The sequence below is a fragment of the Streptomyces sp. NPDC039736 genome (genome assembly GCF_055596485.1).
Map to the genome: position 1 here is coordinate 347,004 of NZ_JBVIUQ010000008.1, position 13,872 is coordinate 360,875.

Sequence of the window (13,872 nt, forward strand, 5' to 3'; positions counted from 1 at the left end):
AATGGCGGCAGGCCTGGCAGCCGAGCCGAAGTCGGCGGAGGTGACGAACTGGGCCGGCCGCATCGGCTGGGTCGTCGGACTCGCCCTCTTCGTCGCCCTCGTCTACTGGCTGATGCGCCAGGGCTGGAAGTGGCGCGCCACCCTCCAGTCGGACCTGCCCGAGCTCCCCGAATCGCCGGCGGAGCCCGGTGCGGCGAAGCTGAGGATGAGCGGCCGCTACCACGGCTCCACCACCGCCGGGCAGTGGCTCGACCGGATCGTCGCCCACGGTCTGGGCACGCGCAGCCGGGTCGAGCTGACCCTGACCGAGCAGGGGCTGGACGTCGTACGCCCCGGCGCGGACGACTTCTTCGTCCCGCGCGAGCGGCTCGTCGAGGCCCGCCTCGACAAGGGCATCGCGGGCAAGGTCCTCGCGGAGGGCGGCCTGCTGGTCGTCACCTGGGAGCACGGGGGAAAGCAGCTCGACTCCGGCTTCCGCTCCGACAGGGCCGCCGAGCACGCGGCCTGGGTCGAGGCCATCAACTCCATGAACAACGTACGTACTACGGAAGGCACCGCACGATGACGATCTCCACCCGGGGAGCCGGACAGGCTCCCGCCGTACTCGTCCTGGAGGACGGCCGCAGCTTCCGCGGCCGCGCCTACGGGGCCGTGGGGGAGACCTTCGGCGAGGCGGTGTTCAACACCGGCATGACCGGTTACCAGGAGACCCTCACCGACCCCTCGTACCACCGCCAGGTCGTCGTGATGACCGCCCCGCACGTGGGCAACACCGGCTACAACGACGAGGACGACGAGTCGGCGAAGATCTGGGTCGCCGGATACGTCGTGCGCGACCCCGCCCGCGTTCCGTCCAACTGGCGCTCGCGGCGCTCCCTGGACGACGAGCTGGCCGAGCAGGGTGTCGTCGGGATCTCCGGGATCGACACCCGCGCCCTCACCCGCCACCTGCGCGAGCGCGGCGCGATGCGCGTCGGCATCTTCTCCGGTTCCTCGCTCGCGGACGACGCCGCGCTGCTGGCCCGCGTCAAGGAAGCCCCCCAGATGAAGGGCGCCGACCTCTCCGCCGAGGTCGCCACCAAGGAGACGTACGTCGTCCCCGCGGTCGGTGAGAAGAAGTTCACCGTCGCCGCCATCGACCTCGGCATCAAGGGCATGACCCCGGCGCTGATGGCCGAGCGCGGCATCGAGGTCCACGTCATGCCCGCCACGGCGAGCGCCGAGGAGCTGTACGCCGTGCACCCCGACGGCGTCTTCCTCTCCAACGGCCCCGGCGACCCGGCGACCGTGGACCTGACGGTGATCAAGGAGGTCCTCGCCAGGAAGACCCCCCTGTTCGGCATCTGCTTCGGCAACCAGATCCTCGGCCGCGCGCTCGGCTTCGGCACGTACAAGCTGAAGTACGGCCACCGCGGCATCAACCAGCCGGTGCAGGACCGCACCACCGGCAAGGTCGAGGTCACCGCGCACAACCACGGCTTCGCCGTCGACGCGCCCCTCGACAAGGTCTCGGACACGCCCTTCGGCCGCGCCGAGGTCTCCCACGTCTGCCTGAACGACCAGGTGGTGGAGGGCCTCCAGCTCCTCGACCAGCCCGCGTTCAGCGTCCAGTACCACCCCGAAGCGGCGGCCGGTCCGCACGACGCCGCTTACCTGTTCGACCGCTTCATCTCGCTCATGGAGGGCCAGCGTGCCTAAGCGCACCGATATCCAGTCCGTCCTGGTCATCGGCTCCGGCCCGATCGTCATCGGCCAGGCCGCGGAGTTCGACTACTCCGGCACCCAGGCCTGCCGCATCCTCAAGGCCGAGGGCCTGCGGGTCGTCCTGGTCAACTCGAACCCCGCGACGATCATGACCGACCCGGAGATCGCCGACGCCACGTACGTCGAGCCGATCACCCCGGAGTACGTCGAGAAGATCATCGCCAAGGAGCGCCCCGACGCCCTCCTGCCCACCCTGGGCGGTCAGACCGCGCTCAACACCGCCATCTCCATGCACGAGCAGGGCGTCCTGGAGAAGTACGGCGTGGAGCTGATCGGCGCCAACGTCGAGGCCATCAACAAGGGCGAGGACCGCGACCTCTTCAAGGGAGTCGTCGAAGAGGTCCGCAAGAAGATCGGCCACGGCGAGTCCGCCCGCTCGGTCATCTGCCACTCGATGGACGACGTCCTCCAGGGCGTCGACACCCTCGGCGGCTACCCGGTGGTCGTGCGCCCCTCCTTCACCATGGGCGGCGCCGGCTCCGGCTTCGCGCACGACGAGGAGGAGCTGCGCCGCATCGCCGGCCAGGGCCTCACGCTCTCCCCGACCACCGAGGTGCTCCTGGAGGAGTCCATCCTCGGCTGGAAGGAGTACGAGCTGGAGCTGATGCGCGACAAGAACGACAACGTCGTGGTCGTCTGCTCCATCGAGAACTTCGACCCGATGGGCGTCCACACCGGCGACTCGATCACCGTCGCCCCGGCGATGACGCTCACCGACCGCGAGTACCAGCGGCTGCGTGACATCGGCATCGCGATCATCCGCGAGGTCGGCGTCGACACCGGCGGCTGCAACATCCAGTTCGCGGTCAACCCCGAGGACGGCCGCATCATCGTCATCGAGATGAACCCGCGCGTCTCGCGCTCCTCGGCCCTGGCCTCGAAGGCGACCGGCTTCCCGATCGCCAAGATCGCCGCCCGCCTCGCCGTCGGCTACACGCTGGACGAGATCCCCAACGACATCACCGAGAAGACCCCGGCCTCCTTCGAGCCGACCCTCGACTACGTCGTCGTCAAGGTTCCGCGCTTCGCCTTCGAGAAGTTCCCGGCCGCCGACGCCACCCTCACCACCACCATGAAGTCGGTCGGCGAGGCCATGGCCATCGGCCGCAACTTCACCGAGGCCCTGAACAAGGCGCTGCGCTCGCTGGAGAAGAAGGGCAGCCAGTTCACCTTCACCGGCGAGCCCGGCGACAAGGCCGAGCTGCTGGAGACCGCCAAGGTCCCCACCGACGGCCGCATCAACACCGTCATGCAGGCCATCCGGGCCGGCGCCACCCAGCAGGAGGTCTTCGACGCCACGAAGATCGACCCGTGGTTCGTCGACCAGCTCTTCCTGATCAAGGAGTACGCGGACGAGCTGGCCGCCGCCGACAAGCTCGACCCCGAGCTGCTCGCCGAGGCCAAGCGCCACGGCTTCTCCGACGTGCAGATCGCCGGGATCCGCGGCCTGCGCGAGGACGTCGTCCGCGAGGTCCGGCACGCGCTGGGGGTCCGCCCGGTCTACAAGACGGTCGACACCTGCGCCGCCGAGTTCGCCGCGAAGACCCCGTACTTCTACTCCTCGTACGACGAGGAGTCCGAGGTCGCCCCCCGCGAGAAGCCCGCCGTGATCATCCTGGGCTCGGGCCCGAACCGCATCGGCCAGGGCATCGAGTTCGACTACTCCTGCGTCCACGCCTCCTTCGCGCTCAGCGACGCGGGCTACGAGACCGTGATGGTCAACTGCAACCCGGAGACCGTCTCCACCGATTACGACACCTCCGACCGCCTGTACTTCGAGCCGCTCACGCTCGAGGACGTGCTGGAGATCGTCCACGCCGAGTCGCTGGCCGGCCCCATCGCCGGTGTGATCGTCCAGCTCGGCGGCCAGACCCCGCTCGGTCTCGCCCAGGCGCTCAAGGACAACGGCGTGCCCGTCGTCGGCACCTCCCCGGAGGCCATCCACGCCGCCGAGGACCGCGGCGCGTTCGGCCGGGTGCTCGCCGAGGCCGGCCTGCCCGCGCCCAAGCACGGCACCGCCACCACCTTCGCCGAGGCCAAGGCCATCGCCGACGAGATCGGCTACCCCGTCCTCGTCCGCCCCTCGTACGTGCTCGGCGGCCGCGGCATGGAGATCGTCTACGACGAGACGCGCCTCTCCTCGTACATCGCCGAATCCACCGAGATCAGCCCCACCCGGCCGGTCCTGGTCGACCGCTTCCTCGACGACGCGATCGAGATCGACGTGGACGCCCTCTACGACGGCACCGAGCTCTACCTCGGCGGCGTCATGGAGCACATCGAGGAAGCCGGCATCCACTCCGGCGACTCGGCGTGCGCGCTGCCCCCGATCACCCTCGGCGGCCACGACATCAAGCGCCTGCGCGCCTCCACCGAGGCCATCGCCAAGGGCGTCGGCGTGCGCGGACTGATCAACATCCAGTTCGCCATGGCCGGGGACATCCTGTACGTCCTCGAAGCCAACCCGCGCGCCTCGCGCACCGTCCCCTTCACCTCGAAGGCGACCGCGGTGCCGCTGGCCAAGGCCGCCGCCCGCATCTCGCTGGGCGCCACCGTCGCCGAACTGCGCGCCGAGGGCATGCTGCCGAAGACCGGCGACGGCGGCACGCTGCCGCAGGACGCGCCGATCTCCGTCAAGGAGGCCGTGATGCCGTGGAGCCGCTTCCGCGACATGCACGGACGCGGCGTCGACACGGTGCTCGGCCCGGAGATGCGCTCCACTGGCGAGGTCATGGGCATCGACTCGGTCTTCGGCACGGCGTACGCCAAGTCGCAGGCCGGCGCGTACGGCCCGCTGCCCACCAAGGGCCGCACCTTCATCTCGGTCGCCAACCGCGACAAGCGCTCGATGATCTTCCCGGCCCGCGAGCTGGTCGCCCACGGCTTCGAGCTGCTCGCCACCTCGGGCACGGCGGAGGTGCTCAAGCGCAACGGCATCAACGCCACTGTCGTGCGCAAGCAGTCCGAGGGCGAGGGCCCCAACGGCGAGAAGACCATCGTCCAGCTCATCCACGACGGTGAGGTCGACCTCATCATCAACACCCCGTACGGCACCGGCGGCCGCCTCGACGGCTACGAGATCCGCACCGCGGCGGTCTCCCGCTCCGTGCCCTGCCTCACCACGGTGCAGGCGCTCGCCGCCGCCGTGCAGGGCATCGACGCCCTCAACCGCGGCGACGTGGGGGTCCGCTCCCTCCAGGAACACGCGGAACAGCTGACCGCGGCCCGCGAGGACTAGCGGCCGCCGAGGGGGACACCGGAAGCATCCGGTGTCCCCCTCTTCGCGAGCCCCCTCACCCAGACCTCTGCGAAGGCACCCATGTACAAGTTCTTCTTCCGCCTCGTCTTCAAGCGGATGGACCCCGAGCAGGCCCATCACCTGGCCTTCCGCTGGATCCGCCTGGCCGCCCGCGTCCCCGTCCTGCGCACGTTCGTCGCCGCCGCCCTCGCGCCCCGGTACACCTCGCTGCGCACCGAGGCCCTGGGCCTGCGCATGCACGGCCCGTTCGGTCTCGCCGCCGGCTTCGACAAGAACGCCGTCGCCGTCGACGGCATGGCGATGCTCGGCTTCGACCACATCGAGATCGGCACCGTCACCGCCCAGCCGCAGCCCGGCAACCCCAAGAAGCGCCTCTTCCGCCTGATCGCGGACCGCGCGCTGATCAACCGCATGGGCTTCAACAACGAGGGCTCCGAGGCCGTCGCCGCCCGCCTGGCGGCCCGCAACCCGGTCTTCAGGACGACCGTCGGCGTCAACATCGGCAAGACCAAGGTCGTCCCGGAGGAGGAGGCGGTCGCCGACTACGTCACGTCCACCGAGCGCCTCGCCGCCCACGCCGACTACCTCGTCGTGAACGTGTCCTCCCCGAACACCCCCGGCCTGCGCAACCTCCAGGCCACCGAGTCCCTGCGCCCGCTGCTGACCGCCGTACGGGAGGCGGCCGACCGCACGGTCACGGGCCGGCGCGTTCCGCTCCTGGTCAAGATCGCCCCCGACCTCGCGGACGAGGACGTCGACGCGGTCGCCGACCTGGCCCTGGAGCTGGGGCTGGACGGCATCATCGCCACCAACACCACCATCGCCCGCGAGACCCTCGGCCTGAAGTCCTCCCCGGAGCTCCGCAACGAGACCGGCGGCCTCTCCGGCGCGCCCGTCAAGGCGCGCTCCCTGGAGGTCCTGCGCCGCCTGTACGCCCGCGTGGGCGACGACCTCACCCTCATCGGGGTGGGCGGCATCGAGAACGCCGAGGACGCCTGGCAGCGCATCCTCGCGGGCGCGACCCTCGTCCAGGGCTACAGCGCCTTCATCTACGAGGGCCCCTGCTACGCCCGCGCCATCCACAAGGGCCTGGCGGCGCGCCTGGCCAACAGCCCGTACCAGACCCTCGCCGAGGCCGTCGGCGCCGACACCCGTAAGAAGGCCGCCGCATGACCGTGACCCCCTTCGGTACGCGCCTGCGCGCCGCCATGGACACCCGCGGCCCCCTCTGCGTCGGCATCGACCCGCACGCCTCGCTCCTGAGCGCCTGGGGCCTGGGCGACGACATCAAGGGCCTGGAGACCTTCACCCGCACCGTCGTGGAGGCGCTGGCCGACCGGGTCGCCGTCCTCAAGCCGCAGTCCGCCTTCTTCGAGCGCTTCGGCTCGCGCGGCATCGCCGTCCTGGAGAAGGCCGTGGAGGAGTCCCGGGCCGCCGGGGCCCTGGTCCTGATGGACGCCAAGCGCGGCGACATCGGCTCCACCATGGGCGCGTACGCCGCCACCTACCTGGACCCGGCCTCCCCGCTGTTCTCCGACGCGGTGACCGTCTCCCCGTACCTCGGCTTCGGCTCACTGCGCCCCGCGCTGGACCTCGCCGCCGCCCACGGAGCCGGTGTCTTCGTGCTCGCCCTCACCTCCAACCCCGAGGGCGCCGAGGTGCAGCGCGCCACCGCCGCCGACGGGCGCTCGCTGGCGCAGCTCATGCTGGACCACATGGCCGCCGAGAACGCCGGCGCGGACCCGATGGGCTCCGTCGGCGCGGTCGTCGGCGCGACCCTGGGCTACGCGGGCGCGGACCTCGCGATCAACGGACCGCTGCTCGCTCCCGGCATCGGCGCGCAGGGCGCGACCCCGGCCGACCTTCCGGGCGTCTTCGGCGCGGCCGTGGGCAACGTCGTGCCGAGCGTGAGCCGGGGCGTCCTGCGGCACGGCCCGGACCGGACCGGACTGCGCGATTCCGCGGCGCGCTTCGCGGACGAGGTGCGCGAGGCGGTCTCCGCAGCCTGAGGGCTGCGGGGGTCCCGGAGCCCGTGAGCCCGGGAGGCGTGCGGGGGAGCCGGGGAGCAATGTTGACGCGATCCTTATCAAAAACCCGGCCGATATGGGGCAAATGTCCTGGTCGTCCGAGGCTGACCAGGACTTTTAGTCCGTTCTCACTGACGGGAGCGGCCAACCCCGCTAGTCTCCGACGAGAGCAAACGCACAGCTCCACCGTGTGTTTGGTCACCGTGTGCGGGGTTACTAGCTCTGCGCCCGGTCCGTATCCGACAGTTCGACATCCGAGGTGACGTAGGCGTGGCTCTTCCGCCCCTTACCCCTGAACAGCGCGCAGCCGCGCTCGAAAAGGCCGCCGCGGCTCGCCGGGAGCGGGCCGAGGTCAAGAATCGACTCAAGCACTCCGGCGCTTCCCTCCACGAGGTCATCAAGCAGGGCCAGGAGAACGACGTCATCGGGAAGATGAAGGTCTCCGCCCTCCTGGAGTCCCTGCCCGGCGTGGGCAAGGTCCGCGCCAAGCAGATCATGGAGCGGCTCGGCATCTCCGAGAGCCGCCGGGTGCGCGGTCTCGGCTCCAACCAGATCGCATCCCTGGAGCGCGAGTTCGGCGGCAGCCCGGCCTGATCGTCCCTCCGGGACGACCGGGCCGTGCTCCCCGTCCACGCGCGCGGCGATTGACTCGCGGTCCGGGCACGCCCGGGAAGCTGGAATAATCGCTCCATGGCTGCAACATCCCGGGGGACGTCCCCCGTACCCCCGGACGCACGTCCGCGGCTGACCGTGCTCTCCGGCCCCTCCGGGGTCGGCAAGAGCACGGTCGTGTCGCACATGCGCAAGGTCCACCCCGAGGTCTGGCTCTCCGTGTCCGCCACCACCCGCAAGCCGCGGCCCGGTGAGAAGCACGGCGTGCACTACTTCTTCGTCACCGACGAGGAGATGGACAAGCTGATCGCCAACGGCGAGCTGCTGGAGTGGGCCGAGTTCGCGGGCAACCGCTACGGCACCCCGCGCGACGCGGTCGTCGAGCGGCTGGAGGCCGGCGAGCCCGTCCTCCTGGAGATCGAGCTGGAGGGCGCCCGCCAGGTCAAGGAGTCGATGTCGGACTCCCTGCTGGTCTTCCTCGCCCCGCCGAACTGGGACGAGCTGGTCCGCCGCCTCACCGGGCGCGGCACCGAGTCGGCCGAGGTCATCGAGCGTCGGCTGGCCGCAGCCAGGGTCGAACTGGCCGCCGAGTCCGAGTTCGACACCACCCTTGTCAACACCTCCGTCGAGGACGTAGCACGTGAGCTGCTAGCCTTGATGGAAGTTGTTTGATCTTTGTCCACTTTTTTCGGGCGCCCCAGAAGACCGGTCCTCCGGGAAGCCGGGTATCCCGGAAGTTTTCGGAAGGTAGAGCGTGTCCTCTTCCATCACCACGCCCGAGGGCATCATCAACCCGCCGATCGATGAGCTGCTTGAGGCCACGGACTCCAAGTACAGCCTCGTGATCTACGCGGCCAAGCGCGCGCGCCAGATCAACGCGTACTACTCCCAGCTCGGCGAAGGCCTGCTGGAGTACGTCGGTCCGCTGGTGGACACCCACGTCCACGAGAAGCCCCTCTCGATCGCCCTGCGTGAGATCAACGCGGGTCTGCTGACCTCCGAGGCCATCGAGGGCCCGGCCCAGTAGGCACAACCAGAGCACCTTCGCCACAGGCCCGACGGGACTCCCGTCGGGCCTGTGGTGTGTGATGGTCCTGTACGCATTCGAACAGAGCGGGGAGCGGTAGTGGTGGAGAAGCCGAGGGTCGTCCTGGGGGTCAGCGGTGGCATCGCCGCCTACAAGGCGTGCGAGCTGCTGCGCCGGCTGACCGAGTCCGGGCACGACGTACGGGTCGTGCCGACGGAGGCCTCGCTGCACTTCGTGGGGGCCGCCACCTGGTCGGCCCTGTCCGGGAACCCGGTCTCCACCGAGGTCTGGGACTCCGTCCACGAGGTCCCGCACGTGCGCATCGGCCAGCACGCCGACCTCGTCGTCGTCGCCCCCGCCACCGCGGACATGCTCGCCAAGGCCGCGCACGGCCTCGCCGACGACCTCCTGACCAACACCCTGCTCACCGCCCGCTGTCCGGTGCTCTTCGCCCCGGCCATGCACACGGAGATGTGGGAGCACCCCGCCACCCAGGAGAACGTCGCCACGCTGCGCCGCCGGGGCGCGGTCGTCCTGGAGCCCGCCGTCGGCCGCCTGACCGGCGTCGACACCGGCAAGGGCCGCTTCCCCGACCCGGTGGAGATCTTCGAGACCTGCCGCCGCGTCCTGGCCAGGGGCGCCGGGGAGCCCGACCTCGCCGGCCGTCACGTCGTGATCAGCGCGGGCGGCACGCGCGAGCCGCTGGACCCGGTCCGCTACCTGGGGAACCGTTCCTCCGGCAAGCAGGGGTACGCGCTCGCGCGCACCGCCCTGGCACGCGGCGCGCGGGTCACGCTCATCGAGGCCAACACCGGCCTGCCCGACCCGGCGGGCGCCGACGTGGTGCGCGTGGGCACCGCCGTGCAACTGCGCGAGGCGGTCCTGAAGGCCGCCGCCGACGCGGACGCGGTGGTGATGGCCGCGGCCGTGGCGGACTTCCGCCCCGAGACGTACGCCACCGGCAAGATCAAGAAGCAGGACGGCCAGGAGCCCGCGCCGCTCGCCCTCGTCCGCAACCCGGACATCCTCGCCGAGGTCGCGGGCGGCACCACCGGGGCCCGGCCGCGGCCCGGCCAGGTGGTGGTCGGCTTCGCCGCCGAGACCGACGACGTACTCGCCAACGGGCGCAAGAAGCTGCTGCGCAAGGGCTGCGACCTGCTCGTCGTCAACGAGGTGGGGGAGCACAAGACCTTCGGCTCCGAGGAGAACGAGGCCGTGGTGCTCGCGGCGGACGGGGCGCAGACCCCGGTCCCGTACGGTCCGAAGGAAGCCCTGGCGGATGTCGTGTGGGATTTGGTCGTTCCCCGGCTGGAAACCGGACGCGCCTGACGCCTCGCGCACCCCTTCGGGAGTGGACAAAGCGTTCGAATCGCCTTTTTCCCTCCCTCGTCCCGTCCTTCTTCCGTGCCGCGCGACGCAGTGCCTCGAATCACACAACCGTGATTCGGTGAGACACGTGGTCCGCTGGGCGGGAGCGACCGATAAAGTGGTCGCGGACCGACGCCGGGCGCAGCTCCCGGCAGGTCCGCCAATGATCAGCCAGCAGCCGCTGCAACCCCAGGGAGCGTTGTGTCCCGTCGTCTCTTCACCTCGGAGTCCGTGACCGAGGGCCACCCCGACAAGATCGCTGACCAGATCAGCGACACGATTCTCGACGCGCTCCTGCGGGAGGACCCGACCTCCCGGGTCGCCGTGGAGACCCTGATCACGACGGGCCTCGTGCACGTCGCGGGCGAGGTCACCACGAAGGCGTACGCGCCGATCGCCCAGCTCGTGCGCGAGAAGATCCTCGACATCGGCTACGACTCGTCCAAGAAGGGCTTCGACGGCGCCTCCTGCGGCGTCTCGGTGTCCATCGGCGCGCAGTCCCCGGACATCGCGCAGGGCGTCGACACGGCGTACGAGAAGCGCGTCGAGGGCGATGAGGACGAGCTCGACAAGCAGGGCGCGGGCGACCAGGGCCTGATGTTCGGCTACGCGTGCGACGAGACCCCGGAGCTGATGCCGCTCCCGATCCACCTCGCGCACCGTCTGTCGCGCCGCCTGTCCGAGGTCCGCAAGAACGGGACGATCCCCTACCTGCGCCCCGACGGCAAGACCCAGGTCACCATCGAGTACGACGGCGACAAGGCCGTCCGTCTCGACACGGTCGTCGTCTCCTCGCAGCACGCGTCCGACATCGACCTGGACTCCCTGCTCGCGCCCGACATCCGCGAGTTCGTCGTCGAGCACGTCCTCAAGCAGCTCGTCGAGGACGGCATCAAGCTGGACACCGAGGGCTACCGCCTGCTGGTGAACCCGACCGGCCGCTTCGAGATCGGCGGCCCGATGGGCGACGCGGGCCTCACCGGCCGCAAGATCATCATCGACACGTACGGCGGCATGGCCCGCCACGGCGGCGGCGCCTTCTCCGGCAAGGACCCGTCCAAGGTCGACCGCTCGGCCGCGTACGCGATGCGCTGGGTCGCCAAGAACGTCGTGGCCGCCGGTCTCGCCTCGCGCTGCGAGGTCCAGGTCGCGTACGCGATCGGCAAGGCCGAGCCGGTCGGTCTCTTCGTCGAGACCTTCGGCACCGCCACCATCGACACCGACAAGATCGAGCACGCCATCGCCGAGGTCTTCGACCTCCGCCCGGCCGCGATCATCCGCGACCTCGACCTGCTGCGCCCGATCTACGCGCAGACGGCCGCGTACGGCCACTTCGGCCGCGAGCTGCCCGACTTCACGTGGGAGCGCACCGACCGCGTGGAGGCCCTGAAGCAGGCCGCCGGCCTGTAGGACCTCACGACGCGCACGGGCATCGCCCGCGCGACGGCCCCACACCGCCCGGACGCGGTGTGGGGCCGTCGTGTTGTCGGGTGCCTGCGGCGCGGGGCGTGAGCGGCACAGCGGCCGGGCTGTCAGTCCCTTCTGGTAGGTATGGGGCTGTGAGCAGCAACGACGAGCAGGGGCAGGACGCGGTGGAGGGGCCGCCCGAGCAGCTGGCGCTGATGCGGGAGTTCCTCCGGCACGAGAAGCAGGTGCCGAAGGCGAAGCCGCGGACGTGGCGGGGGGCGCCGCTGGCCGAGGAGCTGCCCGTCGCGCGCGTCATGGTGAACAAGGGCGTGCTGCACCTCGACCGGTACTTCGACTACGCCGTGACCGAGGAGCTGGACGCCGCCGCCCAGCCGGGGGTGCGGGTGCGGGTGCGGTTCGGGGCCGGCGCGCACCGGGTGCGGGACGGGCGCCGGGAGGGCGGCGGGCTGATCGACGGGTTCGTCGTCGAACGGGTCGCCGAGTCCGACTACCAGGGGCCGCTGGCGGCGCTGGCCCAGGTGGTGTCGCCGGAACCGGTGCTCAGCGCGGAGCTGCTGGGGCTGGCGCGGGCGGTCGCCGACCGGTACGCGGGAAGCCTGGCGGACGTGTTGCAACTGGCCATTCCGCCCAGGAACGCGCGGGCGGAGAAGAAGGACTTCCCGCCGCCGCTGCCCGCGCCCGGGGCTCCCGACGCGGGGAGCTGGGCGCGGTACGAGCAGGGGCCGGCCTTTCTGGAGGCGCTGGCCGGGGGCGGTGCGCCGCGGGCCGTGTGGACGGCGTTGCCGGGGCCGCTCTGGGCCGAGGAGATCGCCCGGGCGGTCGCTGCGACGCTCGCCTCGGGGCGGGGCGCCGTGGTGGTCGTGCCCGACGGGCGGAGCGTGGAGCGGGTGGACGCCGCGCTCGCCGACGTGCTGGGGGCGGGGCGGCACGCGGTGCTCACCGCGGACGCCGGGCCTGAGAAGCGGTACCGGGAGTGGCTCGCCGTGCGGCGGGGGGCCGTGCGGGCGGTGGTCGGGACCAGGTCGGCGATGTTCGCGCCGGTCAGGGACCTGGGGCTGGTCGTGGTGTGGGACGACGGGGACTCCAGCCTGAGTGAACCGCACGCCCCGTTGCCGCACGCCCGGGAAGTGCTGGAGCTGCGGGCGACCCTCGACAAGTGCGCCTTCCTGCTGGGCGGCACGAGTTGCACGGTGGAGGCCGCGCAGTTGGTGGCGAGCGGATGGGCGCGGCCGCTGGCCGCCGCGCGGGAGCAGGTGCGCAGGTCCGCCCCGCTCGTACGGACCGTGGGCGACCAGGAGCTGGCGCGGGACGAGGCGGCGCGGGCGGCACGGCTGCCGAGCCTCGCCTGGCAGACCGTGCGGGAGGGGCTGAAGACCGGTCCCGTCCTGGTGCAGGTACCCCGGCGCGGGTACGTCCCGAGGCTGGCGTGCGAGCGGTGCCGGACGCCCGCCCGGTGCGGGAACTGCGCGGGCCCGCTGGAGGCCCCCGACGCGCAGGACCTGCGGTGCGGGTGGTGCGGGCGGACCGAGAGCGGATGGCGGTGCGCGGAGTGCGGGTTCCACCGGCTGCGGGCGCAGATCGTGGGGGCGCGCAGGACCGCGGAGGAGCTGGGGCGGGCGTTTCCGGCGGTGCCGGTGCGGACGTCGGGGCGCGACCACGTGCTGGACGTGGTGCCGGGGGCTCCGGCGCTGGTCGTGAGCACGCCGGGGGCCGAGCCGGTCGCCGAGGGCGGGTACGCGGCGGCGCTGCTGCTCGACGGCTGGGCCATGCTCGGCCGGCCCGACCTGCGCGCCGGGGAGGACGCGCTGCGGCGGTGGATCGCGGCGGCCTCGCTGGTACGGGGCCAGGAGGCGGGCGGGGTCGTGGTCGTCGTCGCCGAACCGACGCTGCGGCCGGTGCAGGCACTGGTGCGCTGGGACCCCGTGGGGAACGCGCAGCGAGAACTGGCCGAGCGGGCCGAGCTGGGCTTCCCGCCGGTGTCGCGGATGGCGGCGGTCAGCGGGCGGGCGGAGGACGTGGAGGAGTTCCTGCGGGTCGCGGAACTGCCCGCCGAGGCAGAGGTGTTGGGGCCGATCCCGCTGCCGGTGACGGAGGCGGGGAGGCCGCGCCGGGCGCAGGACCCGCCGGTGGGGGAGCGGTGGGAGAGGGCGCTGGTGCGGGTGCCGCAGGGGAGGGGGGCGGCGTTGGCGTCGGCGTTGAAGGTGGCGCAGGCGGCGCGGCTGGCGCGGGGAGGCGGGGGCGAGGGGGTGCGGATCCGGGTGGACCCGCCGGACATCGGCTGAGGGTGCGTACGTACAGGAACCGGCCGCCCGTGACGGGACTGACCGGAAGCCTTCCGGGCGTGCGGGCAGCGGCGGGGCCGGGGCGGCCCCCGGTCCGCCCCCGCC

The 13,872-nt window shown here is 71.7% G+C and carries 11 protein-coding genes; all 11 read left to right on the forward strand.

What is annotated here, in order from left to right:
* Position 1 precedes the first annotated feature (1 nt).
* The 11 genes from ACZ56L_RS25865 to ACZ56L_RS25915 all read left to right on the forward strand — a co-directional run bounded on the left by ACZ56L_RS25865 (position 2) and on the right by ACZ56L_RS25915 (position 13,767).
* A complete protein-coding gene (locus tag ACZ56L_RS25865) occupies positions 2 to 565 on the forward strand; it encodes a PH-like domain-containing protein (protein ID WP_345226657.1) in 564 nt (187 codons plus the stop codon).
* The gene (gene carA / locus ACZ56L_RS25870; RefSeq protein WP_401760698.1) at positions 562 to 1,698 is read left to right on the forward strand and encodes a glutamine-hydrolyzing carbamoyl-phosphate synthase small subunit; all 1,137 of its coding nucleotides are present in this window, start codon (positions 562 to 564) and stop codon (positions 1,696 to 1,698) included. Before ACZ56L_RS25865 ends, carA begins: the two co-directional genes overlap by 4 nt.
* Entirely contained in the window at positions 1,691 to 5,002 is a 3,312-nt protein-coding gene (gene carB / locus ACZ56L_RS25875; protein WP_345224970.1) for a carbamoyl-phosphate synthase large subunit, read from the forward strand. The genes carA and carB overlap by 8 nt, the downstream gene beginning before the upstream one ends.
* Before the next feature lie 81 nt (positions 5,003 to 5,083).
* Positions 5,084 to 6,196 (forward strand): quinone-dependent dihydroorotate dehydrogenase, encoded by a 1,113-nt coding sequence (locus ACZ56L_RS25880; RefSeq protein ID WP_468688057.1) that lies wholly within the window; start codon positions 5,084 to 5,086, stop codon positions 6,194 to 6,196.
* The gene (gene pyrF, locus ACZ56L_RS25885; RefSeq protein WP_471066609.1) at positions 6,193 to 7,032 is read left to right on the forward strand and encodes an orotidine-5'-phosphate decarboxylase; all 840 of its coding nucleotides are present in this window, start codon (positions 6,193 to 6,195) and stop codon (positions 7,030 to 7,032) included. Before ACZ56L_RS25880 ends, pyrF begins: the two co-directional genes overlap by 4 nt.
* Positions 7,033 to 7,320: 288 nt before the next feature.
* Complete coding sequence (locus ACZ56L_RS25890; RefSeq protein WP_003970367.1) at positions 7,321 to 7,644, forward strand: integration host factor; 324 nt, start codon at positions 7,321 to 7,323, stop codon at positions 7,642 to 7,644.
* Positions 7,645 to 7,740: 96 nt separating this feature from the next.
* On the forward strand, positions 7,741 to 8,334 hold the full coding sequence (gene gmk, locus ACZ56L_RS25895; protein WP_345224977.1) for a guanylate kinase: 594 nt from the start codon (positions 7,741 to 7,743) through the stop codon (positions 8,332 to 8,334).
* Positions 8,335 to 8,416: 82 nt separating this feature from the next.
* Positions 8,417 to 8,689: a DNA-directed RNA polymerase subunit omega gene (gene rpoZ, locus ACZ56L_RS25900; protein WP_003970369.1), complete on the forward strand. Its 273-nt coding sequence runs from the start codon at positions 8,417 to 8,419 to the stop codon at positions 8,687 to 8,689.
* 102 nt (positions 8,690 to 8,791) lie between these two features.
* Complete coding sequence (gene coaBC / locus ACZ56L_RS25905; protein ID WP_345224980.1) at positions 8,792 to 10,018, forward strand: bifunctional phosphopantothenoylcysteine decarboxylase/phosphopantothenate--cysteine ligase CoaBC; 1,227 nt, start codon at positions 8,792 to 8,794, stop codon at positions 10,016 to 10,018.
* 240 nt (positions 10,019 to 10,258) lie between these two features.
* The gene (metK, locus tag ACZ56L_RS25910) at positions 10,259 to 11,467 is read left to right on the forward strand and encodes a methionine adenosyltransferase (RefSeq protein ID WP_345224982.1); all 1,209 of its coding nucleotides are present in this window, start codon (positions 10,259 to 10,261) and stop codon (positions 11,465 to 11,467) included.
* 212 nt (positions 11,468 to 11,679) lie between these two features.
* Positions 11,680 to 13,767, forward strand: coding sequence for a primosomal protein N' (locus ACZ56L_RS25915; protein WP_471066710.1), 2,088 nt, complete (start codon positions 11,680 to 11,682; stop codon positions 13,765 to 13,767).
* Positions 13,768 to 13,872: the final 105 nt, after the last annotated feature.

What these genes read in the sequence shown, in the direction of transcription:
- ACZ56L_RS25915 (WP_471066710.1), top strand. Translation starts at nt 11,680, where the DNA reads ATGCGGGAGTTCCTCCGGCACGAGAAGCAGGTGCCGAAGGCGAAGCCG.
- carA (WP_401760698.1), top strand. Translation starts at nt 562, where the DNA reads ATGACGATCTCCACCCGGGGAGCCGGACAGGCTCCCGCCGTACTCGTC.
- pyrF (WP_471066609.1), top strand. Translation starts at nt 6,193, where the DNA reads ATGACCGTGACCCCCTTCGGTACGCGCCTGCGCGCCGCCATGGACACC.
- ACZ56L_RS25880 (WP_468688057.1), top strand. Translation starts at nt 5,084, where the DNA reads ATGTACAAGTTCTTCTTCCGCCTCGTCTTCAAGCGGATGGACCCCGAG.
- gmk (WP_345224977.1), top strand. Translation starts at nt 7,741, where the DNA reads ATGGCTGCAACATCCCGGGGGACGTCCCCCGTACCCCCGGACGCACGT.
- ACZ56L_RS25865 (WP_345226657.1), top strand. Translation starts at nt 2, where the DNA reads ATGGCGGCAGGCCTGGCAGCCGAGCCGAAGTCGGCGGAGGTGACGAAC.